Genomic DNA, 25,968 nt, shown 5'->3' with positions numbered 1-25,968 from the left:
CGGGCGACGCGCGCGCGTGACCCGGGGACCACGATGCCAGCACCGCGGTTCCCGCCCCAATGGGGGAGGAGGGGTTGACTCGGAGCGCCGCCAGGGACTATCGGACCGGCGGGTGATGCGGGGAGAGGCGGTACGGGAGGGGTCAGCGCGCGTCGTCGCGCGGCTCGTCCTCTGGGGGCTCGCGCATGATGAGCAGGCCGCCGGGGCTGTTGGCCGTGGTCATGAGCGCGTCCACCCACTTGCGGTTGATGGGCGGCACCCGGCTGCCGTGGTACTTGAACACCAGCGGGAGCGAGTTGTGCATCCAGATGGTGGTGCGCCCGTCGCCCACCTCCACGTCGTCGCGCCAGGAGAAGTAGAAGTTCTCCCCGCGACGCAGCTTGGCGCCGATGACGAGTTGCAGGTGCGCCAGCAGACGGTCGTCGAACTCCGCCGTCAGCGTCGAGTCGTACTTGAACGTGCCCATGATCGATCCCGTGTCCCCCTCGTGAGCTCTCGGGCCCCGCGCCGACGGAGAGGGGGCCTGAGAGCGGCGCTGAGCTTCGGCCGTGCCTCCCCACTATGCCAGCGTTGCCGCCCGGGATCGCGTCGTCCGGAAGGCGGATCCGCATGTGGTATTGGGCCGCGCCTGGGGAGGTGGCAGCGGCGAGCGAGGATCGGCGCCCCCGACGCGCACACGGACGCGGCGTCCGACGCGCCCGAGGCGACCCGCCGCCGTCTGTCAAGGGGGTAGGCGCTCCCCGCGGCCCGGCGAACGGTGGACGGAGAGCCGCGGTCGATCCGGACCGCGACGACGACGAAAGGGCCTCGATGTTCTTCCACAAGCAGGAGCTCCAGCACAGCGCCACACCCGACAAGCCCGATCCCATCTACGCCCGTCACCTCCAGGAGGTGCTCGGCGGCCAGTACGGCGAGATCTCCGTCGCCATGCAGTACGGCTTCCAGTCCTGGAACTCGAAGCTCCCCGGCAAGTACCGCGACATGCTCTACGGCATCGGCGCGGAGGAGTTCGGCCACGTCGAGATGCTCGCGATCATGATCGCCAAGCTGCTCGAGACCGCGCCGGTCGAGGAGACCGAGGAGGCGATGAAGGACCCGACCCTCGCGGCCGTCATCGGCGGCAGCGACATCCAGCACGCGATCGTCGCGGGCGCGGGCGCGCGCCCCGTCGACAGCAACGGGAACCCGTGGCAGGGATCCTTCGTCACGTGCAGCGGCAACCTGCTCGCCGACTTCACGGCCAACGCGAACGCCGAGATGCAGGGCCGGCTCCAGGTGGCGCGGCTGTACCACATGACCGACGACAAGGGCGTGAAGGACCTCCTCTCCTTCCTGCTCGCGCGCGACACCATGCACCAGAACCAGTGGACGGCGGCGATCGCGGAGCTGCAGGCCGAGGGCACCGAGAACCTGCCCGTGCCGAGCGACTTCCCGATCGAGCTCGAGGACCGGGACGTCTCGTACCAGTACCTCAACTTCTCGGACGGGCCCGCCGCGGCCGAGGGCTCGTGGGCGTCCGGCCCCGCGCCCGACGGCAAGGGCACGTTCACGTACCACGACGGCCCCACCTCGTCGGTGCCGATGCCGCCCCCGCCCGTCGGCAACCCGCTCCTCCACGGCACCATCCCGCCGAAGGAGCCGGGCATGCTGAAGAAGGCGGCCGACGCCGTCAAGGACGCCGTCACCCCCGAGTGATCCGCGTCGCCTGATCCGGCGGCCGGCCCTCCCGGGTCGGCCGCCGGCCCGCGTCCGCACGGACCGGGCCCCGCAGCGAGAGGACCGCATGATCCGCACCGGCACCCCACCCCACCCCGCGTCCCCCGTGCTCACACGCGACGTGGCGCCGGGCGTCCACCTCCTCGCGCACGCCCACGTGAACATGTACCTCGTCGAGGGCGACGACGGGATCACGCTGGTCGACACCGCGTTCCCCGACACCTGGCCGCACCTGCTGCAGGCCCTCGGCGCCATCGGCCGGACGCCCGACGACGTGCGCGCGATCGTGCTGACCCACGGGCACTGGGACCACGTCGGATCCGCCGCCCGCGCCGCCCGCGAGCTCGGCGCACCGGTGCACGTGCACCCCGGCGACGCCCACCTCGCCCGCCACCCCTACTCGTACCGCCGCGAGCGGACGCCGTTCGCCTACCCGCTGCGGTACGGTCGCGCGATCCCCGTGGTCGCCGCCATGGCCGCCGCCGGCGCCCTGCGGGTCGAGGGCGTGGAGGCCGTCACCGACATCGCCGCCGGTCCGCTGGACGTGCCCGGCCGCCCCGTCGCGATCCCCACGCCGGGCCACACCGACGGCCACGTCGCGCTGCACCTCCCCGACCGCGACGCGCTCATCACGGGCGACGCGCTCGTCACGCTCGACCCGTACACGGGCCGCACCGGCTGCCGCATCGTCGCGGGCGCCGCCACGGCCGACAGCGGCCGGGCCCTGCGCTCGCTCGGCGCCCTGGAGGAGACGGACGCGCGCATCGTGCTGCCGGGCCACGGCGCCCCCTGGACCAACGGGATCCGGGCCGCCGTCGCCGCCGCCCGCGCGGTGGGGCCGTCGTGACGGGCCTCACCGAGCTGTGGCTCGTGCGCCACGGCGAGAGCACCGCGAACGTCGCCGCGAGCCGGGCCGACCGGGAGGGCGACGAGGTGATCCGCGTCGACCACCGGGATCCGGACGTGCCGCTGTCCGACACCGGCAAGGCCCAGGCGCGGGCGCTCGGCCGGTGGTTCGCGAGCCGGTCGGACGTGCCGACGGCCGTGTTCTCGTCGCACTACCTGCGGGCCAGGAGCACGGCTGCGGTCGCACTGGCCGAGGCGGGCATCGCCGCGGAGGTGCGGCCCGACGAGCGCCTGCGCGACCGCGAGCTCGGGATCCTCGACCTCCTCACCTCCCGCGGCGTCGCCGCCCGCCACCCCGACGAGGACGCGCGCCGCCGCTGGCTCGGGAAGCTCTCCTACCGGCCGCCCGGCGGGGAGTCGTGGGCGGACGTCGCGCTGCGGATCCGCTCCTTCCTGCAGGACCCCGAGGTCGAGGCCGCCGACGGCCGCGCGCTCATCACCACCCACGACGCCGTCGTGATGCTCTTCCTCTACGTCGGCCTCGGGCTCACCGAGGCGGAGCTGCTCGCCTTCCAGACGCAGCACACCGTGGCCAACGCGTCCGTCACGATCCTCGAGCGGTCCGCCCCGCGCGGCCCGTGGACCCTCCGGACCTTCTCGGCCACGGAGCACCTCGACGGGCACGGCGCCCCCGTCACCGAGCACGGAGGAGAACCCGATGAGCGACGACGATGACGCCCGGCCCGACGCCCCCGCGGAGGTCGTGACCCCGGCCGGGCTGCGCGACTGGGCGCTGCCCGCGGCGACCGGATCCAAGTACGGCCGCGGCCAGGTCGTGGTCGTCGGCGGGGCCCTCCGCTCCCCCGGCGCCGCGATGATCTCCGGGCTCGCCGCCCTCCGCGTCGGCGCCGGCCGGCTCACGCTCGCGGTGGGCGCGTCCGTCGCCACGCACGTCGCGGTCGCCGTGCCGGAGAGCGGGGTGGTGCCGCTCGAGGAGACCGCGGATGGGCACGTCCGCGGCGCCGGGATCCGCGCGGCCGAGGACGACATCACCTCCGCCGACGCCGTGCTCGCCGGCCCCGGCCTCGACGACGCCGACGAGGCCGAGCGCCTGGTGCGCCTGCTCGCGACGCTCGTGTCCGACGACGCCGTCGTGATCCTCGACGCCTTCGCCCTCGGGGTCCTGCCCGCGTGCCGCGAGTCGGCCGCGCACCTCGCCGGCCGGCTCGTGCTCACGCCCAACTCGTCGGAGGCCGAGCGGCTGCTCGGGCGCGAGGCGGGCGACGACGCCGTGGCCGACGCCCGTGAGATCGCCCGGGAGTACGCGGCCGTGGTCTCGATGGGCGGCGTGGTCGCGGCGCCCGACGGCCGGGCGTGGACCATCGGCGCGGGCGGCAGCGGCCTCGGCACGTCCGGATCCGGTGACGTGCTCGGCGGCGCGGTGGCCGGCCTCTGCGCCCGGGGCGCGGATCCCGCGCAGGCGGCCGTGTGGGCGACGCACGCGCACGCGGCGGCGGGCGACCGGCTCGCCGTGCAGGTGGGCCCGCTCGGCTACCTCGCGAGCGAGCTGCTGCTCGAGCTGCCGCGCGTGCTCGTCGAGCTGGAGGCGTGACGCGTCCCCTCCCCAGCTCGGCGCGCTCGGGCATCCGCTGGGGATCCCGGCCCGGCCCGGTCGCCGCGCGCGGACGGTCGTAGGGTCGGAGCATGACTGATTCCACGTACACCGCACAGCTCGTCGGCCCCGAGGGCACGGAGGAGACCGAGGTCGAGCTCATCAACGGCGAGCCCGTGAAGAGCTTCGTCCGCGCCACCTCGCTCAGCGAGGAGGAGGTCGTGTGGGAGCTCGACGCGGAGGCGGACGGCTACGTGTACCGTCCCGCGGGCATCCCGGGCGCCGACTACTCCTGAGGCGCGGAGGCGTCGCGCTCCCTACAGGTTGAGGAACGCCACGCAGCACAGCACGCTGACGCTCATGGCGCCGAGCGACGCGAGCGTCCACGGCCGGATGGTCGGGTGGAACAGCCCGACCTTCCCGCCGTGCTGGCGGAGCCCCTTCCATGCGCCGATGCACTGCAGCGCTCCGCCGAGCAGCAAGGTGGCGAGGGCGGTGTAGAGGAGCGCGTCGAAGGAGTCCACCGCTCGGACGCTACCGGCGGAGCAGGCGGCCGTCGTCCCCCTGTTCGGGCGCGGACGGCGGCGAGCGGGCATCCTCGAGGCCGTCGGCCGCCTCGTCCCTCCGCCGTAGGATCGAGATCCCGCACGACGTGAGGAATACCGCATGAGCACCAGCCCGTCCACGCCCGCGACCGACACCGCCGCGATCGCCCGCATCATCGACCACACGCTCCTGAAGCCCGAGGCCACGCGCGACGAGGTCGCCGCGCTCGTCGCCGAGGCCGTCGAGCTCGGCACCTACTCGGTGTGCGTCTCGCCCTCGATGCTGCCGCTCGAGCTGCCCGCGGGATCCGACCTCAAGGTCGCCGTCGTCTGCGGCTTCCCCAGCGGCAAGCACCACAGCGAGGTCAAGGCCGCCGAGGCCGCGCTCTCGATCCGCCAGGGCGCCGACGAGGTCGACATGGTCATCGACGTGGGCGCCGCCCGCGAGGGCCGCTTCGCCGACGTCGAGGCCGACATCCGCGCCGTGCGCGAGGCCGTCCCCGCGCCGGCCGTGCTCAAGGTGATCATCGAGTCCGCCGCGCTCGACGACGACCAGATCGTCGCCGTGTGCCAGGCAGCCGTCGCCGCGGGCGCCGACTTCGTCAAGACGTCCACGGGCTTCCACCCCACCGGCGGCGCCACCGTCCACGCGGTCGAGCTGATGAGCCGCACGGTCGACGGGAAGGCCGGCGTCAAGGCGTCCGGCGGCATCCGCACCTACGAGACGGCCGTGCAGATGATCGAGGCCGGCGCCACCCGCCTCGGCGTCTCGGGCAGCGCGGTCGTGCTCGCGGGCCCCGTGCAGACGCCGGAGAACGGCGCGCTCGGATCGAGCGGGTACTGATGCCGGCGGACCGCCGCGCGCACCTCGCGGACCTCGGCCGCTTCATCCAGGCCTCCCCCTCGTCGTTCCACGCCGCGGAGGAGGGCGCCCGCCGGCTCGAGGGCGCGGGCTTCACGCGCCTCGACGAGCGCGACGCCTGGCCCACCGGTGCCGGCCGCCGGTTCATCGTCCGCGACGGCGCGCTCCTCGCGTGGATCCAGCCCGCCGCCGCGCTCGCCACCACGCCCTTCCGCGTGCTCGGCGCCCACACCGACTCCCCCGGCTTCAAGCTGAAGCCGAAGCCCACCATCGGATCCGACGGCTGGGTGCAGGCCGGCGTCGAGGTCTACGGCGGCCCGCTCCTCAACTCCTGGCTCGACCGCGACCTCGAGCTCGCCGGCCGCCTCGTCACGCGCGACGGCGCCCGCCACCTCGTCCGCACGGGCCCGCTGCTGCGCTTCCCGCAGCTCGCCGTGCACCTCGACCGCGGCGTCAACACCGACGGCCTCCGGCTGGATCCGCAGCGCCACATGTCCCCGATCCTCGGCACCGGCTCCCCCGCGGACGCCGACGTGCTCGGCCACCTGGCGGGTCTCGCGGGTCTCGCCGCGGACGACGTGCTCGGCTACGACGTGGGCGTCGCCGACACGCAGGCGCCCGGATCCCTCGGCCTCGACGGCGAGCTGTTCGCCGCCGGCCGCATGGACAACCTCAGCTCCGTGCACGCCGGCCTCGCCGCGCTCCTGGAGCTGGCCGCCGCCGACGACGACGCGGACGCGCCCATCGCCGTGCTCGCCGCCTTCGACCACGAGGAGGTCGGATCCGCGACCCCGTCGGGCGCCGCCGGCCCCATCCTCGAGGACGTGCTCGGCCGGATCTCCTCGGGCCTCGGCGCCGGATCCGAGGAGCGCCGTCGCGCGTTCGCGTCCTCCTGGTGCCTCTCGGCCGACGCGGGCCATGCCGTCCACCCGAACTACCCGGACCGCCACGACCCCGCCAACCGCCCGGTGCCGAACGGCGGCCCGCTGCTGAAGATCAACGCGAACCAGCGCTACGCGACGGACGGCATCGGCGCGCGCGAGTGGGCGCTGGCCTGCGAGCGCGCGGGCGTCCCGTACCAGGAGTTCGTCTCCAGCAACGCGGTGCCGTGCGGCTCGACCATCGGCCCCATCACGGCGACGCGCCTCGGGATCCGCACGGTCGACGTCGGGATCCCGCTGCTGTCGATGCACTCGGCCCGCGAGCTGTGCGGCGCCGACGACCCGGGGCACCTCGCCGCCGCGGCCTCCGCGTTCCTCCGCCCGGCCGCCTGAGCAGGCAGCCCGACCCGACAGCCCGACCCGCGAGCCGGCAGCCGCCCGCGACGCCGGCCGCGCATGACGAGGGCCCGACGCGATCCGCGTCGGGCCCTCGTCACGTGCAGGGGGATCAGCCGCCCAAGGACGCCAGCAGCGCGCGCATCTTCGTCAGCTGCTCGCCCTGCGCGGCCGCCATCGCGCCCGCGATGTCGAGCGCCTCGGTCGAGGTGCCGAGCTGCGACTCCCCCTCGGCCAGCTCGATCGCGACCTGGTGCCGGGCGATCATCCCCTGCAGGAAGAGCCGGCCGGCGTCCGCGCCGGACGCGGCCTTGAGCGCCTGCACCTCGGAGTCGAACGCGGTGTCGCTCATCTGCTCGGTGTCCGTCTGCGATCCGGTGCCGCTCGCGGCGCCGTCCTCGGATCCCGTGCCGGACTCGGATCCACCGCCGGCGACGCCGCCCGCCTCCTCGCGGTCCGCGGTGCCGTTGGCGCCGGACGCGCCCTCCTCGGCGCCCCACTCCTCGGCCAGCTCCGCGAGCGTGCGCGCCTGCGGGCCCTGCTCGTCACGGATCTGCACGGCCAGCTCCTCCGCGCCCTGGGGCAGGTCCCGCACCTGCAGCGCGGCCACGGCGAGCTCCACGGATCCGGCGGCGTGGTCGCCCATCTCCTCGGCGAAGGACAGGTCGGCGCGGTTCCAGCCCTCCGACTCGGTCTCCGAGGGCGCGGCCGCGTCGGCGCTCGGGCTGGCGGCGTCTTCGGGCGTGCGCGGGGGCGTCGAGCAGGCGGCGAGCCCGGCGGTGAGGACGATGGCGGTCGTGGCGGCGGCGAGCCGGTAGCGGTATCCCATGCGACGATCCTCCTCCACGGCGCGGCGCGCGGCGGCCCGACGATAGGTTCTCCCCATGCCCGAGATCGTCGACCTGCCGCATCCGGGCGTCACGCTCGAGTTCGGCGAGCCCGGCAGCCCCGTCGTCGTGCTCGTCCACGACGACCACGGACGCCTCCCCTGGCTCGACCAGTACGCGCTCGCGCTCGCCCGCGCCGGCTTCCACGTGCTCGTCCCCGACCTCTACGACGGCCGCGCGACCCTCGACGACGGCCTCGCGGAGGGCCTGGCCGCGCAGCTCGACGTGGGGTTCGCCCTCGGCACGATCCGCGACGGCATCGACTCGGCGCGGGCCCGCGGATCCGCGCGCGTCGGCCTCGTCGGCTTCGCGCCCGGCGGCTGGCTCGCCCTCCTCGAGGCGCAGGACGGCGGCGCCGACGCCGTGGTCGCCTACTGCGCGAGCCTCGGGCCGCAGGAGCACGGCGTGATCCCGTGCGCGGTGCTCCTCCACCTCGCCGAGCACGACGAGTGGATCGACGACCAGCGACCCGAGGCGTTCATCGGCCGCCTGCGCGAGCACGGCACCCCGGTCACCTCGCACACCTACCCCGGCACGTCCCCCGTGTTCCCCAACGCGAGCCTCCGCGACCGCCTCGATCCGGACGCCGCGGCCCTCGCCTACCGGCGCACCGAGGCGTTCCTCGCCGAGCACCTGGGAAACGCGTCCTGATCCAGTAGCGCATCCGCACCAAACCGGGTGCGTACGCGGTACGAATGTAGAGAGCCTGGGAATGTCCCGGCTCTTCCCTACCAGTGGAGGCACCATCATGAGCTCGTCCCCGAACCGCCTGCTCGGCACCGTCTTCGGCGCCGTCTACGTCCTCGTCGGCCTTCTCGGCTTCCTGTTCCCGCCGTCCAGCGGCGGCTTCTTCTCCGACCAGGGCGGCCTGCTGCTCGGGATCTTCATGGTGAACCCGTTCCACAACGTGGCCCACCTGCTGATCGGCGCGGCCCTCCTCATCGGCGGCCTCTCCAGCGTGGCGTCGGCCAAGGCCGTCAACTCCTTCGTCGGATTCGCGTACCTCGCGCTCGGCATCGTCGGCTTCTTCCTCGTGAACACCGACTTCAACATCCTCGCGCTCAACACCGCGGACCACTTCCTGCACCTCGGCAGCGCCGTCGTGCTGCTGATCGTGGGCCTCGGCGCCGAGAAGGGCGTCCGCAACCGCGCCGCCCGCGCCGCCTAGCCCGCAGCACCGCCGCCGCGCCGCTGCACCGGGCGCGTCACGCATCACCGCACGTCAGCACGAACAGCACGCAGCACCGCACCACCGCGGCGCCCGGGACGACGAAGGGACCAGCACGTGTCACTGCTCATCCGCCACTGGCTGGCCCTCGCCGCCCTGGGCGCCGCGCTCATCCACCTGGCCGTCGGTGCGGGATCCCCGCCCGCGGCCATGGTGGCCCTCCTCGTCATCGGCCTCGCCGAGGGCGCGTGGGCCGTCGCGGTCCTCCGATCCGACCGCCTCCCGCTCCCTGCTCTGGCCGTCGTCGGCGCTCTCGTGCCGGTCGCCGGCTGGGCGCTCCTCGTGACGGCCGCGGTCGTCATGTCCGCCCCCGGCATCACGAGCGACCTGCCTGCGATCCCCATGCTCGCCGCCACCCTGCTCGACCTCGTGGTCGCCGCGGTCGTCGGCCGCCACCTCCGCTCGCGCGCCGAGTCCGACGCGCAGGCCGTGTGCACGGCCGTCGAGGCGGGGTTCCCGGCCGACGCGGCGCTGGTCGGGTCCGGCGCCGCGCTCTCCGCGACGCCCGCCGCGACCGTCGTCGCGCCGGCCGCCGTCGTGCCGTCCGCCGCCGCGCCGTCCGCCGCCGCTGCCGCCGAGCCGGAGCCCACGGGCGGCCGCTACCTCGCGGGCATCCTCGTCGGGGCGTTCGTCGTCGCCGGCCTCGTCACGCCCGCCCTGTCGCTCACGCGCGCGGGCGAGTTCGCCGTGCCGCACGGCCAGCACAGCTCCATCGACCTCGACGGCATCCAGGGCGGGCACTCCGGCCACTGAGCCGTCGCCGCTCCGGGCGCCTGCCCGCAGGTCAGCCCGCGGGCGCGACCGCCGGCGTCACGCGGATCCGCGTCGCCTCGCTCATGAACCGCCGCACGTTCTCGTCGACGATGATGTCGCCCGGGCGCAGCGGCCGCGTGAGGTACAGGCCGCCGATGTCGGTGATCCGGCTCAGCGCCACGTACGTCTGGCCGGGGCTGAACACGCGCGCCCCCAGGTCGACGATCGCCCGGTCGTAGGTCTTGCCCTGCGACTTGTGGATGGTGACCGCCCACGCCAGCCGCAACGGGAACTGCGTGAAGTCGGCCACCACGTCGCGCCGCAGCTGCTTGGTGGTGGGCGAGTACGAGTACTTGTGCTTCTCCCACGTGACCGGCTCGACCTCGTGCACGACGCCGTCGAGCTCCACGTACACGTTCGTGTCGATGCGCGTGACGACGCCGACGGATCCGTTCACCCAGCGCTGGTCGACGTCGTTGCGGAGGAACATCACCTGCGCGCCGATCTTGAGGTCGAGCTTCTCGTCGGCCGGGTAGGTGCGGCCGCCGAAGTCGCCCGTGACGTCGGCGGTGGCGGTGAGCGAGCGGCCGGGCAGGCGCTTGAGGGCCTCGGCGTTGATCCGGTTGACGGTGTCGTTGCGGGTGGCGAGCGTGATGGCGCCGTCGGTCGGGGCCGGGCGCGCGCCCGCCGCGTTGAGCACGCCCGCGATCTCGGCCGTGACGCGACCGTGCCGCACGGCGTTCAGCATCTCCTTGAACGCCTCCTCGTGCTGCCGGTGGATCTCGGTGAGCTCGTAGATCCGCAGCTGCGCCTCCTCCCACACCTTCGCGTCGAAGAACCACATGGAGCGGTAGCGGTCGGCGAAGTAGGCGCGCTCGTCGCCGTCGCCCGGCACGGGGGCCAGCTGGTACGGATCCCCGAACAGCACCACCTGCACGCCGCCGAACGGCACGTCCTTCTTGTGGCGCGCCTGGCGGAGGCTGCGGTCGATGGCGTCCACGAGGTCGGCGTTGACCATCGACACCTCGTCGATGACGAGCGTGTCGATGGTGTTGAGGAGCTTCCGCAGCTCGCCCGTCTGCTCGATCTCCTCGTCGGCGATGACCCCGATGGGCAGCTTGAACAGCGAGTGGATGGTCTGGCCGCCCACGTTGAGCGCGGCGACGCCCGTGGGCGCGCAGATCACGATCTGCTTCTCGGTGTTCCACGACAGGTGCGTGAGGAGGGTCGACTTGCCGGTGCCGGCGCGACCCGTGACGAAGATGTGGTCGCGCGTGCCCTCGATGGCCTGGAAGACGGCGGCCTGCTCCGGGGAGAGGGGGACCGTGCTCACGCGGGGCTCCTGGCGGGTCGGGGTGGATGCGACGCGGATCGACGGCGGCGGCGCGGCGCGGATGCGCACTCGAATCTACCCCGGCCCCACGACGGGGAGGCGTCGATCCCCCGCCCGTAGGATGATCCGCATGCCGAGCCCCGCCGTCGACGCGCGCGGCGAGCTGCGTCGGGCGGTCGTCGCGTGGTCGCTGCTCGCGGCCCTCCTGCTCGGGGCGTTCCTCGGCACCGTCGCGTCGCTCAACCAGGGCACCTTCAGCGCGCACGGCTTCGTGCGCTCCTACCTCGACGCGCTCGCCCGCGAGGACAGCCGCGACGCGCTCGCGACGCCCGGCGTCGTGCTGCCCGACGAGGGCAGCCGAGCGCTCCTCGACGCCCGCGCGCTGCCCGGCCTCGCCGACGTGGAGCTGGTCTCCGACAAGCCGGCAGGCGACGGCGAGCGCGCGGTCACGTACTCGTACACGCTGCCGTCGGGCCCCGGATCCACCGAGTTCCGCGTGCGCCAGCTGCCCGCGGCGCTCGGCCTGTTCGCGCGGTGGGAGTTCGCGACGAGCCCCGTCGCGGCCGTCGACCTCGAGCTGCGGCACGCGGCCACGTTCACGGCCAACGGGATGGCGGTCTCCGCGACGGCCGGCGGCGCCGCGGCCGAGGGCGCCGGATCCACGTACCTCGTGCTCGCGCCCGGCGCGCTGGCGCTCGACCACGCGTCCGAGTACCTCGAGGCGGAGGAGGCCGAGGTCGCCGTCACGGAGCCGGGCAGCGTCGTGCCCGCGCGCGTGGACGCCGAGCCCACGGACGACCTCGTGGCGTCGGTGCAGTCGGAGGTCGAGGCGTACCTCACGCAGTGCACGACGCAGTCGGTGCTGTACCCGTCGGGCTGCCCGTTCGGAAAGACGATCCGCGACCGGATCACCGCGCCGCCCGTGTGGACCATGACGGCGATGCCGAAGATCGCCCTGCAGCCGGCGAGCGACGACCCGGCCGACCTCGACTGGGTCGTGCCGTCGACGGTGGGGACCGCGCACATACGGGTGCCCGTGCGCTCGCTCTACGACGGCAGCGTGAAGGACCTCGACCAGGACGTGCCGTTCAGCGTGAGCTGGCGCGTGAGCGTCGACGAGACGTCGGGCGTGCGGATCCAGGGCCTCTAGCCGCGGGCACCCTCCCCGCGCGTGACGGTGCGGCCCCGGGGCGACCGGGCCAGGATCGGGACGCAACAGGGTCGCTGCGACCGCGGGGATCCGTCACCCGAGGAGCGCCCCCATGTCCGCGATCATGAACCCGTACCTGTCCTTCCGCGACCAGGCGGCGGAGGCGCTCGGCTTCTACCGGGGGATCTTCGGCGGCGAGGTCGAGACCACCACCTTCGGCGAGGGCGGCATGAGCCAGGACCCGGCCGAGGCGGGCAAGGTCATGCACGGCCAGCTGACCTCCGGCGCGGGCTTCGTGCTCATGGCCTCGGACACCCCGGCGGCGATGGGCGTGCCGAGCGGATCCGCCATCACGCTCTCGCTCTCCGGCGACGAGGAGGCGGTGCTGCGCGGCTGGTGGGACGCGCTGACCGCCGACGGCACGATCGTGCTGCCGCTCGACATGGCGCCGTGGGGCGACTGGTTCGGCATGTGCACGGACCGGTACGGGATCGACTGGATGGTGTCGATCGCGCAGCCGGCGCCCGCGGCCTGAGCGCGCGTCCCGGACCCGGGCCGCCCTGGCCGCCGTGGCCCGCTCAGGCCCAACGGCCGCCGCGCGGGATGACGAGCGGCGTGCCCGAGACGGGATCCTCGATCACGAGGCAGGGCAGGCCGAAGACCTCCTCGACGAGCTCCGCGGTGACGATCTCGCCCGGGGCGCCCGCGGCGACGACGCGGCCGTCCTTCATCACGATGAGGTGGTCGGCGTAGCGCGCGGCGTGGTCGAGGTCGTGCAGCACGGCGACGATGGTGCTGCCGTCGCGGTGCAGGTCGGCGAGGAGGTCGAGCAGCTCGATCTGGTGGGCGATGTCGAGGAACGTCGTCGGCTCGTCGAGCAGCAGCACGGGCGTCTGCTGCGCGAGCGCCATCGCCACCCATACGCGCTGGCGCTGGCCGCCGGAGAGCTCGTCGACGTGGCGGGCGGCGAGGTCGGCGACGCCCGTCGCGGCCATCGCCTGCTGCACGGCGTCCTCGTCGGTCGAGGTCCACTGGCGGATGAGGTTCTGGTGCGGGAACCGGCCGCGCGCCACGAGGTCGGCCACCGTGATCCCGTCGGGCGCGATGGCGCTCTGCGGGAGGAGGCCGACGATCCGCGCCGCCTCCTTCGCCCGGTAGGACGCGAGCGGCCGGTCGTCGAGGAGCACGCCGCCCGCGGTGGGCGCGAGCAGGCGCGACAGGGCGCGGAGCAGGGTCGACTTCCCGCACGCGTTGGGGCCGACGATCACGGTGAAGGAGCGGTCGGGCACGGCGACGTCGAGCCCCTCGGAGATCACCCGGCGGTCGTAGGAGAGCGTGACGCCCTCGGCGCGGAGGCGGACGGGCGCTGGCGCGGCGGGCGCGGCGGGGGATGCGGCTGGGGCGGCTGCGGCGGTGTCGTCCACGGGTGGGTCTCCCATCGGGTCGGGGGCGGCGGCGTCAGGCACGGCGGGACGCCTCGCGGATCAGCAGCGCGATCAGGTAGGCCCCGCCCACGACGACCGTGACGATGCCCACGGGCACCGTCCCGGGCAGCGCGTGCTGGGCGGTGGAGTCGGCGGCGAGCAGCAGGAGGCCGCCCGTGAGCCCGGCGGGCACGAGCGGCAGGCCGGCGCTGCGCGTGAGCCGCCGGGCGATCTGCGGGGCCGCGAGCGCGACGAACGCGATCGGCCCCGCAGCCGCGGTCACGATCGCCGTGAGGGCGACCCCGAGGATCAGCAGGGCCAGCCGGGTGGGCTCGGCCCGCACGCCGTGGGCGCGCGCGGCGTCGTCGCCGAGCTCGAGCTGCCGGAGCGGCGCGGAGAGCAGCAGGATCGCGGGCGCGAACACGAGGAGGGCGACGAACGCGGGCAGCGCGCGGTCCCAGCCGACGAGCGCGAGGGATCCGGCGCCCCAGATCGACGCGGCCATCGCGACCTCGGTGCCGGCCTTCAGCAGCAGGAACGTGTTGACCCCGTGCAGGACGGCCGTGACCGCGATGCCCGTGATGATCAGCCGGAAGCCCTGCACCCCGCCGCGGTACGCGAGCAGGTAGACGACGAGCGCCGTGCCGAGGCCGCCCGCGAGCGCGCCGACCGCGGTGGGGAGGAAGGACGCGCCCGCCAGCGTGGTCACGATGAGCGCGCCCGTGTAGGAGCCCGTCGAGAACCCGATGACGTCGGGCGAGCCGAGCGGGTTGCGCGTGAGCGACTGGAAGACGGCGCCCGCGACCCCGAGGGCCGCGCCGAACGCCACGGCGGCGAGCACGCGCGGCAGGCGCCACTCGAGCACGATGGTCGACGCGAAGGAGCCGTCGGGGAGCACCATCGCGCGGATCACCTCGGGCACCGTGAGCGGGAAGTCGCCGCTGCCGAGCGCCACGAGCGCGAGGGCGACGATCGCGACGGCGAGCGCGGCGCCCACGAGCAGCTCGCGACGCCGCAGCCGGGTGCCGACGACGGGCAGGCGCACGGATCCGGGGATCACAGCGCCGACGCCCTCTGCCGGCGCACGAGCAGGATCAGCACGGGCGCCCCCAGCACGGCCGTCACGATCCCCGCGGGCAGCTCCGCCGGCCGCAGCACGACGCGGCCCACGATGTCGGCGGCGAGCAGCAGCACGGGCGCCAGCACGATCGTGTACGCGAGGATCCAGCGCTGGTCGGGCCCGACGATCCAGCGCGCGATGTGCGGGATCATCAGCCCGACGAACGCGATCGGCCCGGCCATCGCGGTGGCCCCGCCCGCGAGCAGCGTGACCGCGACGACCGCCACCGCGCGCACCACGACGACGTTCGCGCCGAGCGACCGCGCGAGGTCGTCGCCGAGCGCGACCGCGTCGAGGCTCCGGGCGATGAGCGCGGCCAGCAGCACGCCCACCGCGAGGAACGGCGCGACCGGGCCGAGCGCGTCCCAGCCGCGGTCCTGGAGCGAGCCCGACTCCCATGCGCGCATCGCGCTGAAGCCCTGCGGGTCGGCGAGCAGGAGCCCCGAGGTGATGCCCGCGAGCACCGCGCCGAGGGCGACGCCGGCCAGCGTGAGGCGCACCGGATCCCCGCCGCCGCGCCCCGCGGATCCCACGACGTAGACGACGACGGCCGCCACGAGCGCGCCCGCGAAGGCGAACCAGAAGTAACCGCTCACGGCGGTCACGCCGAGCACGCCCGTCGCGATGGCGACCGCGAACGCCGAGCCGGCCGTGACGCCGAGGATGCCGGGATCCGCCAGCGGGTTGCGCGTGACGGCCTGGATGAGCGCGCCCGCGACCCCCAGCGCGAGGCCCGCGGCGAGGCCGACGAGGGTGCGCGGGACGCGGAGGTCGAGGATCACGACGAGCTCGGCCGGGTCGCGCGGCCGCCCGGCGAGCGCGTCGAGGACGGCGCCGAGCGGGATGTCCCGGGATCCGATCGCGATGCTCGCGAGGCACGCCAGCACGAGCACGCCCAGCGCGAGCAGCAGTCCCGCCGAGCGCGGGAGGCCGCTCCGCGCCCGGCCCGCGGGGGCGTCGGTGGCGGAGGCGCGCGCGAGGACCCGGAGCGACATGGCCCGGTCAGCCTATCGTCCCCTTAGGTTAGGCTGCCCTTGCCTGGCGGGATCCACATCGGCCCGTCACCCCGCACCCGAGAGGCCCCGCACCATGAGGTTCCCCACCACCCGCTCCGCGCTCGTCGCGCTCACCGTCGCGACGCTCGCCCTCACCGGTTGCAGCTCCGCCTCCGACCCGGACGCCTCCGCCCCGCCGGCGTCCGGCTCCGCCACCGGATCCTTCCCCGCCACCGTCGACACGAAGTTCGGCGAGGTCACCGTCCCCAGCGAGCCGAAGCGCGTCGTCGCCCTCGGCTGGGGCGACGCGGAGACCGCGCTCGCCCTCGGCGTGCAGCCCGTCGGCGCGTCCGACTGGCTCGGCTTCGGCGCCGACGCGGACGGCGTCGGCCCGTGGGCGCAGGGCATGTACACCGAGAAGCCGCAGCTCATCGAGACGCTCGAGCCCTCCTACGAGGCGATCGCGGCGCTCAAGCCCGACCTCATCCTCGACACCAAGAGCTCGGGCGACCAGGCGCGCTACGACCGCCTCTCGCAGATCGCGCCCACCATCGGCGTGCCCGAGGGCGCCGACAGCTACCTCACCGACATGGACGACCAGGTCGACATGATCGCCGAGGCCCTCGGCCGCGAGGACCAGGGCGACGCCCTCCTCGAGGCCGTCGACGAGCGCTTCGACCAGGTCGCGGCCGCGCACCCGGACTGGAAGGGCAAGACGGCCACCGCCGCCACCAAGACCAGCGAGGGCTGGGGCGCCTACGCCGAGGGCAGCGAGCGCGTCGCGTTCCTCGAGAAGCTCGGCTTCGCGCAGAGCCCGACCATCGCGGGGATCCCCGTCAACGCCGGCGGCTTCTCGGTCGACATCTCCTCGGAGCAGCTCGACCTGCTCGACGCGGACGCGATCGTGGCGTTCCCGATCTTCATCGACAAGTCCGTCATCACGGACGACCCGCTGTGGCAGGCGATCCCCGCGGTGAAGGCCGGCCACGCGATCGTCCTCGACGGCGACGTGTCCTCCGCGTACTCGATCGGCACGACGCTCTCCACGGGCTACGCGCTCGACCAGCTCGTGCCGCTGCTGGAGGGCGCCACCAGCTGATCCGCTCCGCACGACCGAGGCCCGCCGCGCGCATCGCACGGCGGGCCTCGGTCGTCCTGGGCGGCTACGCGTCGAGCATCGCCGTGAGCGCCCGGCGGTAGTCCTCGAACGCCCGGCGTCCGACCGTCGTGAGCGCCAGGTACGTCGCCGGCTGCCGCCCCTCGTGCGTCTTCCGCACCTCGACGTAGCCGGGGTCCTCGAGCTTCCGCAGGTGCGTCGACAGGTTGCCGGCCGTCATGTCGAGGATCTCCTGCAGCCGCGGGAAGGACAGCGCCTCCCCCGCGTCCAGCGTCGCGAGCGCCGCCACGATCCGCAGCCGGGCCTGCGCGTGGATCACCGGGTCGAGGTCAGCCAAGGCGGGCTCGCAGCGAGCGGCGCGCGCGGGCGCCCATCACGGCGACGGTGATCCCCGTGACGAGGTACGCGCCTCCGCCGACGACGGCCATCACCAGGTAGTTGCCCGGGTAGCCCGCGAAGGGGGCGGCGAGCGCGGCGACCACGAGGATCGAGCCGAGCAGCAGCGACGTGCGCGAGTGGAAGAGCGCCGCGGTCGACAGCAGCATCATGCCGGCGACGAACGAGAAGCCGGACGTGTAGAAGATCGAGAGCAGGCGGCTCGGGGCGTCGTTGAACGCGAGCCCGATGCCGAGCACGTAGACCGACGTCATCGCCACCGACCAGCTGATCCCGTAGACGCGACCCTGCCAGCGCGCCTCGCCCGTGGTCTCCAGGCCCGCGGACCCGCGGATCCCGAGCACGATGCTCACGACCACGCCGACGCCGATGAGGCCCGCGAACATCCCGACGGCGACCGGCAGCGGCAGGCGCACCACGTCGGACCCGTCGATGAGCCAGAGGGCGATGTACCCGAGGATCCACGCGACGCCCCACACGACCTCCATGATCCAGACGAACGAGGTCTGCGCGTCGATCGCGACCCGCCGCTGGTCCTCCATGAGCGCGTGCATCTCCCGCGGGTCGGGCGCGGGCCCGTCGTCGTCGACCTCGTCCGTGCGCATCGTCGTGTCCATCTCCGCCTCTTCGCGGACGACCCTCGCCCGCCGGGCTCCCGCCCTTGCTACTTTGTAACGCAAAGTGCTTTGCCCTGTCAATGGCATCCGCGCGGATGATGCGCTCCCCTCCCGGGTCGTCCATGATCGAGACGACGACGCAGCACCCCCGGCCGAAGGAGCCCGATGCCCACCCCTCTCCGCCGGCTCCTGCCCTCACCGGCTGCCGCGGCGCTAGTGCTCGCGCTGGCCGCTTGCACGGGATCCGCACCGTCGAGCGATCCCGCGCCTCCGGTCGAGCGACAGCAGGCCAGCCGACCGACACCGTCGGCGGCCTCCTCCCCCACGCCCCTTCCCGGCGACGGGATCGAGCTCGCGGCCGGGGACGTCACGCGCCCCTTCGGCGACGGTCGCCCCGCGGGTCGCATGACCGTCATGGACATGGGCGGCGACGACGTCGAGTTCCGGCTCGCCGGATTCGACGAGGCCAGGGGCTCGCTCAGCCTGCTGCTGCTCGACGACGACTTCGTCCCCATCGAGGGATGCCTCCCCGACGACTTCGCCCGGGTGCTCTCCCTCGGGAACATGACGCCGGAGGACGGGGGCGGACTCGTCTCCCGCCTCGGCGGCATCTACGACCACTCGGTCGTGTCCGGCATCTTCACGCACATGATGCTGCAGGAGGGCGGCGGCGCCTTCCCCGCCGAGGGCACCTGCGACTACCCGATCGTCGCGGAGGCGGAGCTGACGTGGCACGCCCGCTGATCCCCGCAGCCGCCGGCATCGTCTGGGTCGCCGCGGCCGTCGTCTACGTCGGCACCGAGGCGATCGCCGCTTCCGCCTTCCCCGGTTACAGCTACTCCGCCAACTACATCAGCGACCTCGGCGTGCCCGAGGTCGCCGAGTTCCAGGGCCGCGCCATCGACTCGCCGCTGCACGCGGTGATGAACGCGGGCTTCGTCCTCCAGGGCGTCCTCTACCTGGTGGCCGCGGTCATCGCGACCCGCGCCCTCCGCGCCGGCCCGCGTCGCGCCTTCCTCGCCCTCGCCGTCGTGCACGCCGTCGGGATCACGGTGGTCGGCCTCGTCCACGGCAGCGCCTCGAGCGCGGCCAGCGGCATCGGCTGGATGCACGTGGTCGGCGCCGGCATGGCGATCATCGCGGGCAACGCCGCCTCGATCGTCGCGGGCGTCGGATCCGGCCGCGTCGGCGCCGCGCGCGCCTTCCGCACCGCGAGCGTCGCGCTGGGCGTCGTCGGGCTGGTCGCGCTCGTCGTGCTGCAGGCGCTCGGCGGATCCGACGTCGACGGGCTCTGGGAGCGCGGATCCGTCTACACGGTCACCGCGTGGGAGCTGCTGACGGGCGTCGCGGTGCTGGTCGCCGCCCGCCGCGCCCGTCGCGCCCGTCGCGACTAGCGCCGCTCGACCCCCTGCAGGGCCTCGAGGTTCCGGTTGTACGCCTCGAGCTCGGCGTCGCCGTCGCGGTCGGCCTTGCGGTCGTACCGCACGGAGTCGCGCGTGTCGCTCCGGCTCCACATGATCGCCGTGACGATCGCGAGGACCACGGTCGGGATCTCGCCGATGCTCCACGCGATGCCGCCGCCGGCCTGCTGGTCGGCCAGCGCCGACTCGCCCCACGGCCGCCCCATCGCGCCGAACCAGTCGGCGAGCAGCAGTCCGGTGCCCGTCATCAGCGACAGGCCGAAGAACGCATGGAACGCCATGGTCGCGAGCAGGAGCAGCAGGCGCATCGGGTACGCGAGGCGCACCTTCATCGGATCGACGCCGATGAGGTTCTGCGTGAAGAGGTACCCGACGATGAGGAAGTGCACGATCATCCACTGGTGCCCGATGTGGTCGGTCGTGGCCCAGCTGAACAGCGGCGAGTAGTAGAAGACGATGAGCGATCCGGCGAAGAGCACGGCCGCGATGATCGGGTGGCCCACGAAGGACGCGAAGCGGGAGTGCACGGCCATGAGGATCCACTCGCGGCCGCCGCGGCTGCCGTCCTGGCGCTTGCGGATGGCCCGCATCGCGAGCGTCACGGGCGCGCCCGGCACGAGCAGCAGCGGGATGACCATCGCGAGCACCATGTGCGCCAGCATGTGCGAGCTGAAGAGGTACTTCTGGTACACGTTCACGCCGCCGTTGGTGATGTAGAAGAGCCCCACCATGCCGGCCACCCAGAGGATGGTGCGGTGCACGGGCCACGCGTCGCCGCGCTTGCGGAGGCGGTGCACGCCGGCGAGGTAGAAGAAGACGCCGAAGGCGCACAGCAGGATCCAGAGCAGGTCGAAGTTCCACTCGGTGAGGTAGCGCATGGGCGTCAGCTCGGGCGGCAGGGGCTCGCCGGTGAGGATCTGCGCGGGCGTCGGATCCGGCAGCTGGGTCGCGACGACCTGGCTCACCGGCGGTGCGGTGCGGGCGAGGGCCGCGGCGACGCCGGACGCGACGCCCATGAACGCGAGCTCGGCCGTGACGAGCCACCAGAACGGCCCGCGAGCGGTGGATCCGCGCTCCTCGAGCCGGCCGATGAGCACCCGGCGGTACGCGGCGCCGAAGAGCCCGAGCGCGAGCAGCGCCGCGACCTTGATCAGCACGAGCAGCCCGTACGCGGTGAGCAGCCGGTCGAGCGAGCCGACGCGGATCTCCGCGCTCACGTACCCGGACGCCGCCACGACCACGAAGCACACGAGCGCCACGGCCGAGTAGCGCCGCAGCACGGGCACGAGCCGGTCGCCGTCGAGCGTCGACCGCAGGAGCACCATCGTGAGGAGCCCGCCCAGCCACACGGCCGCGAAGACGAGGTGGAGGCCGAGCGCGTTGACCGCGGCGTCGTGGCCCTCGGTGCCGCCCGCGTGGCCCTGCTGGGCCATGGGCACGAGGCCGCCCACGGCGATCACGAGCACGAAGGCGATGGCGGTGTGGTTGCGCACCGCGAAGCACAGCACCGTGACGGTCGCGGCGATCAGCGTGGTCGCGAGCCAGGCCTGGCCCACGGAGATCTGGGTGAGCACGAGCCCGAGGCTCGTCCCGAACTCCGAGCTGAAGGAGAAGGGCGTGCCCGAGACGCTGAGGAAGGTGAAGAACGCGGTGATCGCGGAGGCGACCGTCCAGAGGGCGGCGCCCGCGGCCGCGATGTCGAGCGCCCGGCCGTACTCGGGGCGCTTCCGGGAGAGCGCGAACGCCGCGAGCAGGAGCGCGCCGATGGCCGTGGCCGCCGAGATGTTGACCATCATCTTCGCGGCGGGCAGCCCGTAGCGGACCACCGGGCCGGCGTCCTCGAGGAGCTGGGGTGCGGCTCCTCCGCCGATGGCGAGAGCGGCCAGCAGGGAGAGGAACGCGACGATGAGGAGGGCGGCGGGCCCCGCGACGCGGAGGAGTCTGGGCATGAGGGGATCAGCCTAGCTCGCCCGTCCTGACGGGCGGCTGGCCACCGCGGGGCCTCCGCGCGACCGCCCGGGAACGCGACAGCGGGGACGCCGACCGGAGTCGGCGCCCCCGCTGGGCGTGTGGTGAGGAGGACTACTTGACGGCGGCCTTGAGCTTGCTGCCGGCGGAGACCTTGACGCCCTTGGACGCCTTGATCTCGAGGGGCTCGCCCGTCTGCGGGTTGCGGCCCGTGCGCGCGGCGCGAGCCGTCTGCTCGAACGCGACCCAGCCCGGGATCGTGACCTTCACGCCGTCGGCGACGTTGGTCGCGACGGTGGAGAAGAGCGCGTCCAGGACGCCGTTGACGGCGGCCTGGCTCTGGCCCGACTCCGCGGCGACGGCGGCAACGAGCTCGGTGCGGTTGAGTGACTTGTCAGCCATGGGTGTCCTCCTCGGACCTGGTGCCGTTCATCTCGAGCGGCCGTGTGGTGGATGGTGTCTGTCTACGTCAGCGGACCGTGCGAGCCGAAGAGGCCATCAGCGGTCCGTTCGGCCGTGCGGCCGCTTGGAACCTACCAGCTGGACTTCGTGATGCCCGGAAGCTCGCCGCGGTGGGCCATGTCACGGAAGCGCACGCGGGAGATGCCGAACTTCGACAGGTTGCCGCGGGGGCGACCGTCGATGCCGTCGCGCTGGCGGACGCGGACGGGCGAGGCGTCGCGCGGGAGGCGCTGGATGCCGGCGCGGGCCGCCTCGCGGCTCTCGTCGGTGCCGTTCGGGTCCACGAGGGCCTTCTTCAGCTCGAGGCGCTTCGCGGCGTACCGCTCGACGATGACCTTGCGCTGCTCGTTGCGGGCGATCTTGCTCTTCTTGGCCATGGTTAGCGCTCCTCGCGGAAGTCGACGTGCTTGCGGACGACCGGGTCGTACTTCTTCAGCACGAGGCGGTCGGGGTTGTTGCGGCGGTTCTTGCGGGTCACGTACGTGTACCCGGTGCCGGCCGTCGAGCGGAGCTTGATGATCGGACGGACGTCCTGCTGCTTGGCCATTAGATCTTCACCCCACGACCGAGGAGGTCCTTGACGACGGACTCGATGCCGCGGGCGTCGATGACCTTGATGCCCTTCGCGGAGAGCGTGAGCTTGACGTTGCGACGCAGCGAGGGGACGTAGTACGTCTTCTTCTGCACGTTCGGGTCGAAGCGGCGCTTGGTGCGCCGGTGCGAGTGCGAGATGTTGTGTCCGAAGCCGGGGACGGCGCCGGTCACCTGGCAGGTTGCTGCCATGGTTTCCTCCGTAGGTACCGTAGGGCGAGACCGCCCTACCCAAGATTTCTTGTCGGCACGCCCGTCCCCGGTTCTCGAGAGAGGGGGATCCGCCCCTCAGGAGGGGCGGCGGGCGCACATGCGAGCGGATGAGCCGCTCGGCCAAGGATCGAGGCTACGCGACGACACGCCCGGACGCAAGCCGGAGGCCCGGGATCATGCGGATGCGGGCGTCTCCGACGCGGTCGTGGAGGCCTCGGCGGAAGCCGCGTCGGCCGCTCGCCGGGTGCACTCCGCGCAGAGGCCGAAGACGTCGACCACGTGGCTCGGCGCCGTGAAGCCGTTGCGGGCCGCCACGTCGTGCGCCCACGACTCGACCTCGTCGGCCGCGATCTCCACCGTCTTGCCGCAGACGCGGCAGATGAGGTGGTGATGGTGGCCGCCCGTGTCGCACGTGCGGTAGAGCGCCTCGCCCTCGGGCGACTGCAGCGAGTCCGCGTCGCCCTCCGCCGCGAGGTCGCCGAGCGCACGGTAGACGGTGGCCAGGCCGATGGGGGATCCGGCGTCGTGCAGTCGCGCGTGGAGCCGCTGCGCGCTCACGAAGTCGGAGGACGCGTCCAGCGCCTGCCGCACGGCCTCGCGCTGCCATGTGTTCCGCTTCATGCCCGTGCCCTCCCGGCGGGCGATCCTCCCCGCCCCGACAGGGTACGCGCCCCGCCCGACGTCCCGGTGCGCGCCCGGACGGCGTCGACGGTCCGGCAGACCAGGTAGATGGCGAACGAGATGGTGGTGACGTAGGGGCTGATCGGGATGCTGCTGCCGAGCGCGAGCATGATCCCGCCGACGATGCTCATGAGGGCGAACAGCACGCTGAGCGACACGACGACCCGCGGCGTCGACGAGACGCGCATGGCCGCCGCCGCCGGCGTCACCAGCAGCGAGAGCACGAGCAGCGCGCCGACGATCTGGATGGAGACCGCCGTGCCGAGCCCGAGCAGCACCATGAACACGATGGAGAGCAGGCGCACGGGGATCCCGCGGGCGGCCGCGACGTCGGGGTCGACGCTCGCGAACATCAGCGGGCGCCAGACCACGGCGAGCCCCAGGATGACGACCGCGCCGATGGCCACGAGGTAGCCGAGCTGCGGGTTGTCGACCGAGACGATCTGGCCCGTGAGCAGGCCGAACTTGTTGCTCGCGCGGCCGTCGTAGAGCGCGAGGAAGAGGATCCCGAGGCCCAGGCCGAACGGCATGATGACGGCGATGATCGAGTTGCGGTCCTTCGCGCGCGTGCCTAGGACGCCGATGGCGATCGCGGCGATGAGGGAGCCCACGAGGGATCCGCCGACGACGTTCACGCCGAGCAGCAGGGCCGCCGCGGCGCCCGCGAACGAGAGCTCGCTCACGCCGTGGACCGCGAAGGCGAGGTCGCGGGTCATCACGAGGACGCCGATGAGGCCGCCCACGACGCCGAGCACGGCGCCCGCGATGATGCTGTTCCGCAGCAGCGCGACGAGCGCGCCGTAGTCGGAGAAGTCGAACAGGCGCGACCAGACGTCGCCCGCGTCCGCGAGCAGGTGGATCACGCGGCCCTCCCGTCGGACGAGCCCGCGCGCGTGGCCGTGCCGGCGTCGGCGCCGTGGAGGCCGTGCGGCCCGTGGTCGCCGTGCGCGTCGTGCTCCTCGTCGTCGTGCGAGTGGTGGCCGTGCGGGTCGTCGGTCGCGCCCACCACGACGACGCGGCCGCGGACGCGCACGACGTCGACGGGCGTGCCGTAGAGCGAGCTCAGCACCTCGGAGTCGAGGACCTCGTCGGGGGTCCCGATGCGGAACCGGCCGCCCACGAGGTAGAGGACGCGGTCGACCATGTCGAGCACGGGGTTGATGTCGTGCGTGACGAACACCACGGCGGCGTCCGTCTCGCGGCGGTGCCGGTCGATGAGCTCGCTGACCACCCGCTGGTGCCCGAGGTCGAGGCTGAGGAGCGGCTCGTCGCAGAGCAGGAGCCGCGGATCCGACGCGAGGGCCTGGGCCACCCGCAGGCGCTGCTGCTCGCCGCCGGAGAGCGTCGCGACCGGAGCGTCCGCGTACGCCGTGGCGCCGACCGCGTCGAGCAGCTCGTCGATCCGGGCGCGCTCGGCCCGGCGGCTGATCGGCAGCCCCCAGCGGTGGCCGGTGACGCCGAAGCCGACGAGGTCGCGGGCGCGCACGGGCGTGGACGCGGTGATGAGCTTCTGCTGCGGGATGTAGCCGATGCGCCGAGCACCGCGGCGCACCGGCTGGTCGAGGAAGCGCATCTCCCCCGACGTGAGGCGCTGGGCGCCGAGGACGGACTTCAGGAAGCTGGTCTTGCCGGATCCGTTCGGGCCGAGCACCGCGACGAACTCGCCGGGCGCCACGTCGAGGTCGAGTCCGCTCCAGAGGGTGCGCGCGCCGAACGAGAGCGTCGCGTCCCGGAGGCTCAGGACGGGTGCGCCGGTCACGATCCCCGGATCGCGGAGGCCACGGCGTCGACGTTCTCGGTCATCCACTCAACGTACCCGCTGCCCGCGGGCAGGTCGGCGGGGAGCGTCTCGGTGACCGGCACGACGGGTACGCCCGCGGCCCTGGCGGCGGCGACGACCTGGTCGGTCGTGGCGCCCGTGGTCTGCGCGTTGTAGACGAGCGCGGCGACCTTCTTCTCGGAGAAGAGCGCGAGCGTCTCCTTGAGCACGTCGGCGGGGACGTCGGTGCCCTCCTCGACGGCCTCGCTGAACTCGTCGGGCGTGCGGTTCTCCAGGCCCATGGCGCTCGTCATGTAGAGCGGGACGGGCTCGGTGATGGCGACGCCCTTGCCGGTGCCGGCCGCCTTCGCGTCGGCCTCGGCCGAGGCGATCTGGTCGAGCTTCGCCGTGAAGGCCTGCTCGTTGGCCTCGAACGTGGCGGCGCCGGCGCTGTCGGCCTTCGAGAACGCCTGCTCGACCTCCTCGGCGAGCTTCTTCATCGTGGGCACGTCGTACCAGACGTGCTCGTTGAACTCGCCCTCGGCGGGCTCCTGGTCGTAGCCGGAGATGTCCGCGGCGTTGAGGAGGACGGGGCTCTTGCCGCCCGGGAGGGCCTGGATCATCGTGTCGACGAAGTCGTCGTAGCCGCCGCCGTTCTGGATCACGACGTCGGCCGTGGAGAGGGCCAGCTGGTCGCGCGACGTGGCCTGGTACTCGTGCGGGTCCTTGTCCGGGCTGTCGATGATGGAGGTGACCTTCACGTCGTCGCCGCCGATCTGCTTCGCGATGTCGCCGTAGACGTCGGTGGAGGCGACGACCTCGAGGGCGCCGCCGCCCGAAGCGGACGCGCTGGCGTCGCCCGAGGGCGACCCGGATCCGGAGGCGCAGCCCGCGAGCGGGACGGCGAGGAGCGAGACGGCGAGGAGGGCGGTGAGGGGGCGACGGTTCATGGATCCGACGATACGGTACTGATAACGGTTGTCAGTACCACTCGG

The 25,968-nt window shown here is 73.6% G+C and carries 33 protein-coding genes; 15 read left to right on the top strand and 18 right to left on the bottom strand.

Annotation, left to right across the window (positions count from 1 at the left end; genetic code table 11):
• Positions 1-142 precede the first annotated feature (142 nt).
• A complete protein-coding gene (locus tag ACMT9T_RS10710) occupies positions 143-466 on the bottom strand; it encodes a DUF7882 family protein (RefSeq protein ID WP_012039605.1) in 324 nt (107 codons plus the stop codon).
• Between the two features lie 344 nt (positions 467-810).
• Between ACMT9T_RS10710 and ACMT9T_RS10705 the strand changes: the two genes are divergently transcribed.
• From ACMT9T_RS10705 to ACMT9T_RS10685, 5 genes are all read left to right on the top strand, one after another.
• Positions 811-1,695: a manganese catalase gene (locus tag ACMT9T_RS10705; RefSeq protein ID WP_414745526.1), complete on the top strand. Its 885-nt coding sequence runs from the start codon at positions 811-813 to the stop codon at positions 1,693-1,695.
• 88 nt (positions 1,696-1,783) lie between these two features.
• Positions 1,784-2,563, top strand: a complete 780-nt coding sequence (locus tag ACMT9T_RS10700; protein WP_414745525.1) for an MBL fold metallo-hydrolase — start codon at positions 1,784-1,786, stop codon at positions 2,561-2,563.
• Positions 2,560-3,297, top strand: a complete 738-nt coding sequence (locus tag ACMT9T_RS10695; protein WP_414745524.1) for a histidine phosphatase family protein — start codon at positions 2,560-2,562, stop codon at positions 3,295-3,297. Before ACMT9T_RS10700 ends, ACMT9T_RS10695 begins: the two co-directional genes overlap by 4 nt.
• Entirely contained in the window at positions 3,281-4,174 is an 894-nt protein-coding gene (locus tag ACMT9T_RS10690) for an NAD(P)H-hydrate dehydratase (protein ID WP_414745523.1), read from the top strand. The genes ACMT9T_RS10695 and ACMT9T_RS10690 overlap by 17 nt, the downstream gene beginning before the upstream one ends.
• 92 nt (positions 4,175-4,266) lie before the next feature.
• Complete coding sequence (locus ACMT9T_RS10685; RefSeq protein ID WP_414745522.1) at positions 4,267-4,470, top strand: hypothetical protein; 204 nt, start codon at positions 4,267-4,269, stop codon at positions 4,468-4,470.
• A gap of 21 nt (positions 4,471-4,491) precedes the next feature.
• Here ACMT9T_RS10685 and ACMT9T_RS10680 read toward each other — a convergent pair whose 3' ends face one another.
• Entirely contained in the window at positions 4,492-4,698 is a 207-nt protein-coding gene (locus ACMT9T_RS10680) for a hypothetical protein (RefSeq protein WP_414745521.1), read from the bottom strand.
• Positions 4,699-4,840: 142 nt separating this feature from the next.
• Between ACMT9T_RS10680 and deoC the strand changes: the two genes are divergently transcribed.
• Both deoC and ACMT9T_RS10670 read left to right on the top strand, forming a co-directional pair.
• Entirely contained in the window at positions 4,841-5,563 is a 723-nt protein-coding gene (deoC, locus tag ACMT9T_RS10675; protein ID WP_104293187.1) for a deoxyribose-phosphate aldolase, read from the top strand.
• Entirely contained in the window at positions 5,563-6,855 is a 1,293-nt protein-coding gene (locus tag ACMT9T_RS10670; protein ID WP_414745520.1) for a M18 family aminopeptidase, read from the top strand. Before deoC ends, ACMT9T_RS10670 begins: the two co-directional genes overlap by 1 nt.
• Before the next feature lie 115 nt (positions 6,856-6,970).
• Here ACMT9T_RS10670 and ACMT9T_RS10665 read toward each other — a convergent pair whose 3' ends face one another.
• Positions 6,971-7,687, bottom strand: coding sequence for a DUF305 domain-containing protein (locus ACMT9T_RS10665; protein ID WP_414745519.1), 717 nt, complete (start codon positions 7,685-7,687; stop codon positions 6,971-6,973).
• A 55-nt stretch (positions 7,688-7,742) separates the two neighbouring features.
• Between ACMT9T_RS10665 and ACMT9T_RS10660 the strand changes: the two genes are divergently transcribed.
• The 3 genes from ACMT9T_RS10660 (at position 7,743) to ACMT9T_RS10650 (ending at position 9,726) form a co-directional block, all read left to right on the top strand.
• Complete coding sequence (locus ACMT9T_RS10660) at positions 7,743-8,396, top strand: dienelactone hydrolase family protein (protein ID WP_414745518.1); 654 nt, start codon at positions 7,743-7,745, stop codon at positions 8,394-8,396.
• A 97-nt stretch (positions 8,397-8,493) separates the two neighbouring features.
• On the top strand, positions 8,494-8,913 hold the full coding sequence (locus ACMT9T_RS10655; protein ID WP_414745517.1) for a DUF4383 domain-containing protein: 420 nt from the start codon (positions 8,494-8,496) through the stop codon (positions 8,911-8,913).
• A gap of 117 nt (positions 8,914-9,030) precedes the next feature.
• Positions 9,031-9,726, top strand: a complete 696-nt coding sequence (locus ACMT9T_RS10650; RefSeq protein ID WP_414745516.1) for a hypothetical protein — start codon at positions 9,031-9,033, stop codon at positions 9,724-9,726.
• 31 nt (positions 9,727-9,757) lie between these two features.
• Here ACMT9T_RS10650 and ACMT9T_RS10645 read toward each other — a convergent pair whose 3' ends face one another.
• On the bottom strand, positions 9,758-11,059 hold the full coding sequence (locus ACMT9T_RS10645; RefSeq protein ID WP_116054662.1) for an ATP-dependent DNA helicase: 1,302 nt from the start codon (positions 11,057-11,059) through the stop codon (positions 9,758-9,760).
• 130 nt (positions 11,060-11,189) lie between these two features.
• Here ACMT9T_RS10645 and ACMT9T_RS10640 point away from each other — a divergent pair, with 130 nt between their 5' ends.
• Both ACMT9T_RS10640 and ACMT9T_RS10635 read left to right on the top strand, forming a co-directional pair.
• The gene (locus tag ACMT9T_RS10640; protein ID WP_414745515.1) at positions 11,190-12,209 is read left to right on the top strand and encodes a hypothetical protein; all 1,020 of its coding nucleotides are present in this window, start codon (positions 11,190-11,192) and stop codon (positions 12,207-12,209) included.
• A 112-nt stretch (positions 12,210-12,321) separates the two neighbouring features.
• Positions 12,322-12,744, top strand: coding sequence for a VOC family protein (locus ACMT9T_RS10635; RefSeq protein ID WP_414745514.1), 423 nt, complete (start codon positions 12,322-12,324; stop codon positions 12,742-12,744).
• A gap of 43 nt (positions 12,745-12,787) precedes the next feature.
• On the opposite strand, the gene ACMT9T_RS10630 is transcribed toward ACMT9T_RS10635, so the two are convergent.
• The 3 genes from ACMT9T_RS10630 to ACMT9T_RS10620 are packed head-to-tail and all read right to left on the bottom strand — an operon-like array spanning position 12,788 to position 15,748.
• Complete coding sequence (locus ACMT9T_RS10630) at positions 12,788-13,648, bottom strand: ABC transporter ATP-binding protein (RefSeq protein WP_414745877.1); 861 nt, start codon at positions 13,646-13,648, stop codon at positions 12,788-12,790.
• 19 nt (positions 13,649-13,667) lie between these two features.
• The gene (locus tag ACMT9T_RS10625; RefSeq protein WP_414745513.1) at positions 13,668-14,693 is read right to left on the bottom strand and encodes a FecCD family ABC transporter permease; all 1,026 of its coding nucleotides are present in this window, start codon (positions 14,691-14,693) and stop codon (positions 13,668-13,670) included.
• On the bottom strand, positions 14,690-15,748 hold the full coding sequence (locus tag ACMT9T_RS10620) for a FecCD family ABC transporter permease (RefSeq protein ID WP_414745512.1): 1,059 nt from the start codon (positions 15,746-15,748) through the stop codon (positions 14,690-14,692). The genes ACMT9T_RS10625 and ACMT9T_RS10620 overlap by 4 nt, the downstream gene beginning before the upstream one ends.
• A gap of 94 nt (positions 15,749-15,842) precedes the next feature.
• Between ACMT9T_RS10620 and ACMT9T_RS10615 the strand changes: the two genes are divergently transcribed.
• On the top strand, positions 15,843-16,847 hold the full coding sequence (locus tag ACMT9T_RS10615) for an iron-siderophore ABC transporter substrate-binding protein (RefSeq protein ID WP_414745511.1): 1,005 nt from the start codon (positions 15,843-15,845) through the stop codon (positions 16,845-16,847).
• 64 nt (positions 16,848-16,911) lie between these two features.
• Here ACMT9T_RS10615 and ACMT9T_RS10610 read toward each other — a convergent pair whose 3' ends face one another.
• Together ACMT9T_RS10610 and ACMT9T_RS10605 are read right to left on the bottom strand one after the other, a co-directional pair.
• Positions 16,912-17,202: a transcriptional regulator gene (locus ACMT9T_RS10610; RefSeq protein WP_116053977.1), complete on the bottom strand. Its 291-nt coding sequence runs from the start codon at positions 17,200-17,202 to the stop codon at positions 16,912-16,914.
• Complete coding sequence (locus ACMT9T_RS10605) at positions 17,195-17,878, bottom strand: hypothetical protein (protein ID WP_414745510.1); 684 nt, start codon at positions 17,876-17,878, stop codon at positions 17,195-17,197. The genes ACMT9T_RS10610 and ACMT9T_RS10605 overlap by 8 nt, the downstream gene beginning before the upstream one ends.
• Before the next feature lie 405 nt (positions 17,879-18,283).
• On the opposite strand from ACMT9T_RS10605, the gene ACMT9T_RS10600 reads away from it, so the two are divergent.
• The gene (locus ACMT9T_RS10600; RefSeq protein WP_414745509.1) at positions 18,284-18,622 is read left to right on the top strand and encodes a hypothetical protein; all 339 of its coding nucleotides are present in this window, start codon (positions 18,284-18,286) and stop codon (positions 18,620-18,622) included.
• Complete coding sequence (locus ACMT9T_RS10595) at positions 18,607-19,272, top strand: DUF998 domain-containing protein (RefSeq protein ID WP_414745508.1); 666 nt, start codon at positions 18,607-18,609, stop codon at positions 19,270-19,272. The genes ACMT9T_RS10600 and ACMT9T_RS10595 overlap by 16 nt, the downstream gene beginning before the upstream one ends.
• Here ACMT9T_RS10595 and ACMT9T_RS10590 read toward each other — a convergent pair.
• The 9 genes from ACMT9T_RS10590 to ACMT9T_RS10550 all read right to left on the bottom strand — a co-directional run bounded on the left by ACMT9T_RS10590 (position 19,269) and on the right by ACMT9T_RS10550 (position 25,923).
• Positions 19,269-21,248: a bifunctional copper resistance protein CopD/cytochrome c oxidase assembly protein gene (locus ACMT9T_RS10590; protein ID WP_414745507.1), complete on the bottom strand. Its 1,980-nt coding sequence runs from the start codon at positions 21,246-21,248 to the stop codon at positions 19,269-19,271. The genes ACMT9T_RS10595 and ACMT9T_RS10590 overlap by 4 nt on opposite strands.
• Positions 21,249-21,381: 133 nt before the next feature.
• The gene (locus ACMT9T_RS10585) at positions 21,382-21,669 is read right to left on the bottom strand and encodes an HU family DNA-binding protein (protein ID WP_012039622.1); all 288 of its coding nucleotides are present in this window, start codon (positions 21,667-21,669) and stop codon (positions 21,382-21,384) included.
• 131 nt (positions 21,670-21,800) lie between these two features.
• Positions 21,801-22,106, bottom strand: a complete 306-nt coding sequence (gene rpsN, locus ACMT9T_RS10580) for a 30S ribosomal protein S14 (RefSeq protein ID WP_015491493.1) — start codon at positions 22,104-22,106, stop codon at positions 21,801-21,803.
• 2 nt (positions 22,107-22,108) lie between these two features.
• Positions 22,109-22,276 (bottom strand): 50S ribosomal protein L33, encoded by a 168-nt coding sequence (gene rpmG / locus ACMT9T_RS10575; protein ID WP_011187086.1) that lies wholly within the window; start codon positions 22,274-22,276, stop codon positions 22,109-22,111.
• Complete coding sequence (rpmB, locus tag ACMT9T_RS10570; RefSeq protein ID WP_015491494.1) at positions 22,276-22,512, bottom strand: 50S ribosomal protein L28; 237 nt, start codon at positions 22,510-22,512, stop codon at positions 22,276-22,278. The genes rpmG and rpmB overlap by 1 nt, the downstream gene beginning before the upstream one ends.
• Positions 22,513-22,707: 195 nt before the next feature.
• Complete coding sequence (locus ACMT9T_RS10565; RefSeq protein ID WP_414745506.1) at positions 22,708-23,154, bottom strand: Fur family transcriptional regulator; 447 nt, start codon at positions 23,152-23,154, stop codon at positions 22,708-22,710.
• On the bottom strand, positions 23,151-24,077 hold the full coding sequence (locus tag ACMT9T_RS10560) for a metal ABC transporter permease (protein ID WP_414745505.1): 927 nt from the start codon (positions 24,075-24,077) through the stop codon (positions 23,151-23,153). Before ACMT9T_RS10560 ends, ACMT9T_RS10565 begins: the two co-directional genes overlap by 4 nt.
• Positions 24,074-24,973: a metal ABC transporter ATP-binding protein gene (locus ACMT9T_RS10555; protein ID WP_414745504.1), complete on the bottom strand. Its 900-nt coding sequence runs from the start codon at positions 24,971-24,973 to the stop codon at positions 24,074-24,076. Before ACMT9T_RS10555 ends, ACMT9T_RS10560 begins: the two co-directional genes overlap by 4 nt.
• Positions 24,970-25,923, bottom strand: a complete 954-nt coding sequence (locus tag ACMT9T_RS10550) for a metal ABC transporter substrate-binding protein (RefSeq protein WP_414745503.1) — start codon at positions 25,921-25,923, stop codon at positions 24,970-24,972. Before ACMT9T_RS10550 ends, ACMT9T_RS10555 begins: the two co-directional genes overlap by 4 nt.
• Positions 25,924-25,968 lie beyond the last annotated feature (45 nt).

Origin of the sequence: Clavibacter vidaverae (genome assembly GCF_047529985.1) — a bacterium.
Classification (GTDB): domain Bacteria; phylum Actinomycetota; class Actinomycetes; order Actinomycetales; family Microbacteriaceae; genus Clavibacter; species Clavibacter nebraskensis_A.
This window is presented reverse-complemented; position numbering and strand designations above follow the sequence as displayed.

Coding starts and splice junctions, on each gene's coding strand:
- ACMT9T_RS10710 (WP_012039605.1), bottom strand. CDS start 466: ATGGGCACGTTCAAGTACGACTCGACGCTGACGGCGGAGTTCGACGAC.
- ACMT9T_RS10705 (WP_414745526.1), top strand. CDS start 811: ATGTTCTTCCACAAGCAGGAGCTCCAGCACAGCGCCACACCCGACAAG.
- ACMT9T_RS10700 (WP_414745525.1), top strand. CDS start 1,784: ATGATCCGCACCGGCACCCCACCCCACCCCGCGTCCCCCGTGCTCACA.
- ACMT9T_RS10690 (WP_414745523.1), top strand. CDS start 3,281: ATGAGCGACGACGATGACGCCCGGCCCGACGCCCCCGCGGAGGTCGTG.
- ACMT9T_RS10685 (WP_414745522.1), top strand. CDS start 4,267: ATGACTGATTCCACGTACACCGCACAGCTCGTCGGCCCCGAGGGCACG.
- deoC (WP_104293187.1), top strand. CDS start 4,841: ATGAGCACCAGCCCGTCCACGCCCGCGACCGACACCGCCGCGATCGCC.
- ACMT9T_RS10670 (WP_414745520.1), top strand. CDS start 5,563: ATGCCGGCGGACCGCCGCGCGCACCTCGCGGACCTCGGCCGCTTCATC.
- ACMT9T_RS10665 (WP_414745519.1), bottom strand. CDS start 7,687: ATGGGATACCGCTACCGGCTCGCCGCCGCCACGACCGCCATCGTCCTC.
- ACMT9T_RS10660 (WP_414745518.1), top strand. CDS start 7,743: ATGCCCGAGATCGTCGACCTGCCGCATCCGGGCGTCACGCTCGAGTTC.
- ACMT9T_RS10655 (WP_414745517.1), top strand. CDS start 8,494: ATGAGCTCGTCCCCGAACCGCCTGCTCGGCACCGTCTTCGGCGCCGTC.
- ACMT9T_RS10640 (WP_414745515.1), top strand. CDS start 11,190: ATGCCGAGCCCCGCCGTCGACGCGCGCGGCGAGCTGCGTCGGGCGGTC.
- ACMT9T_RS10635 (WP_414745514.1), top strand. CDS start 12,322: ATGTCCGCGATCATGAACCCGTACCTGTCCTTCCGCGACCAGGCGGCG.
- ACMT9T_RS10630 (WP_414745877.1), bottom strand. CDS start 13,648: ATGGGAGACCCACCCGTGGACGACACCGCCGCAGCCGCCCCAGCCGCA.
- ACMT9T_RS10620 (WP_414745512.1), bottom strand. CDS start 15,748: ATGTCGCTCCGGGTCCTCGCGCGCGCCTCCGCCACCGACGCCCCCGCG.
- ACMT9T_RS10615 (WP_414745511.1), top strand. CDS start 15,843: ATGAGGTTCCCCACCACCCGCTCCGCGCTCGTCGCGCTCACCGTCGCG.
- ACMT9T_RS10605 (WP_414745510.1), bottom strand. CDS start 17,878: ATGGACACGACGATGCGCACGGACGAGGTCGACGACGACGGGCCCGCG.
- ACMT9T_RS10600 (WP_414745509.1), top strand. CDS start 18,284: ATGACCGTCATGGACATGGGCGGCGACGACGTCGAGTTCCGGCTCGCC.
- ACMT9T_RS10590 (WP_414745507.1), bottom strand. CDS start 21,248: ATGCCCAGACTCCTCCGCGTCGCGGGGCCCGCCGCCCTCCTCATCGTC.
- ACMT9T_RS10585 (WP_012039622.1), bottom strand. CDS start 21,669: ATGGCTGACAAGTCACTCAACCGCACCGAGCTCGTTGCCGCCGTCGCC.
- rpsN (WP_015491493.1), bottom strand. CDS start 22,106: ATGGCCAAGAAGAGCAAGATCGCCCGCAACGAGCAGCGCAAGGTCATC.
- rpmG (WP_011187086.1), bottom strand. CDS start 22,276: ATGGCCAAGCAGCAGGACGTCCGTCCGATCATCAAGCTCCGCTCGACG.
- rpmB (WP_015491494.1), bottom strand. CDS start 22,512: ATGGCAGCAACCTGCCAGGTGACCGGCGCCGTCCCCGGCTTCGGACAC.
- ACMT9T_RS10565 (WP_414745506.1), bottom strand. CDS start 23,154: ATGAAGCGGAACACATGGCAGCGCGAGGCCGTGCGGCAGGCGCTGGAC.
- ACMT9T_RS10550 (WP_414745503.1), bottom strand. CDS start 25,923: ATGAACCGTCGCCCCCTCACCGCCCTCCTCGCCGTCTCGCTCCTCGCC.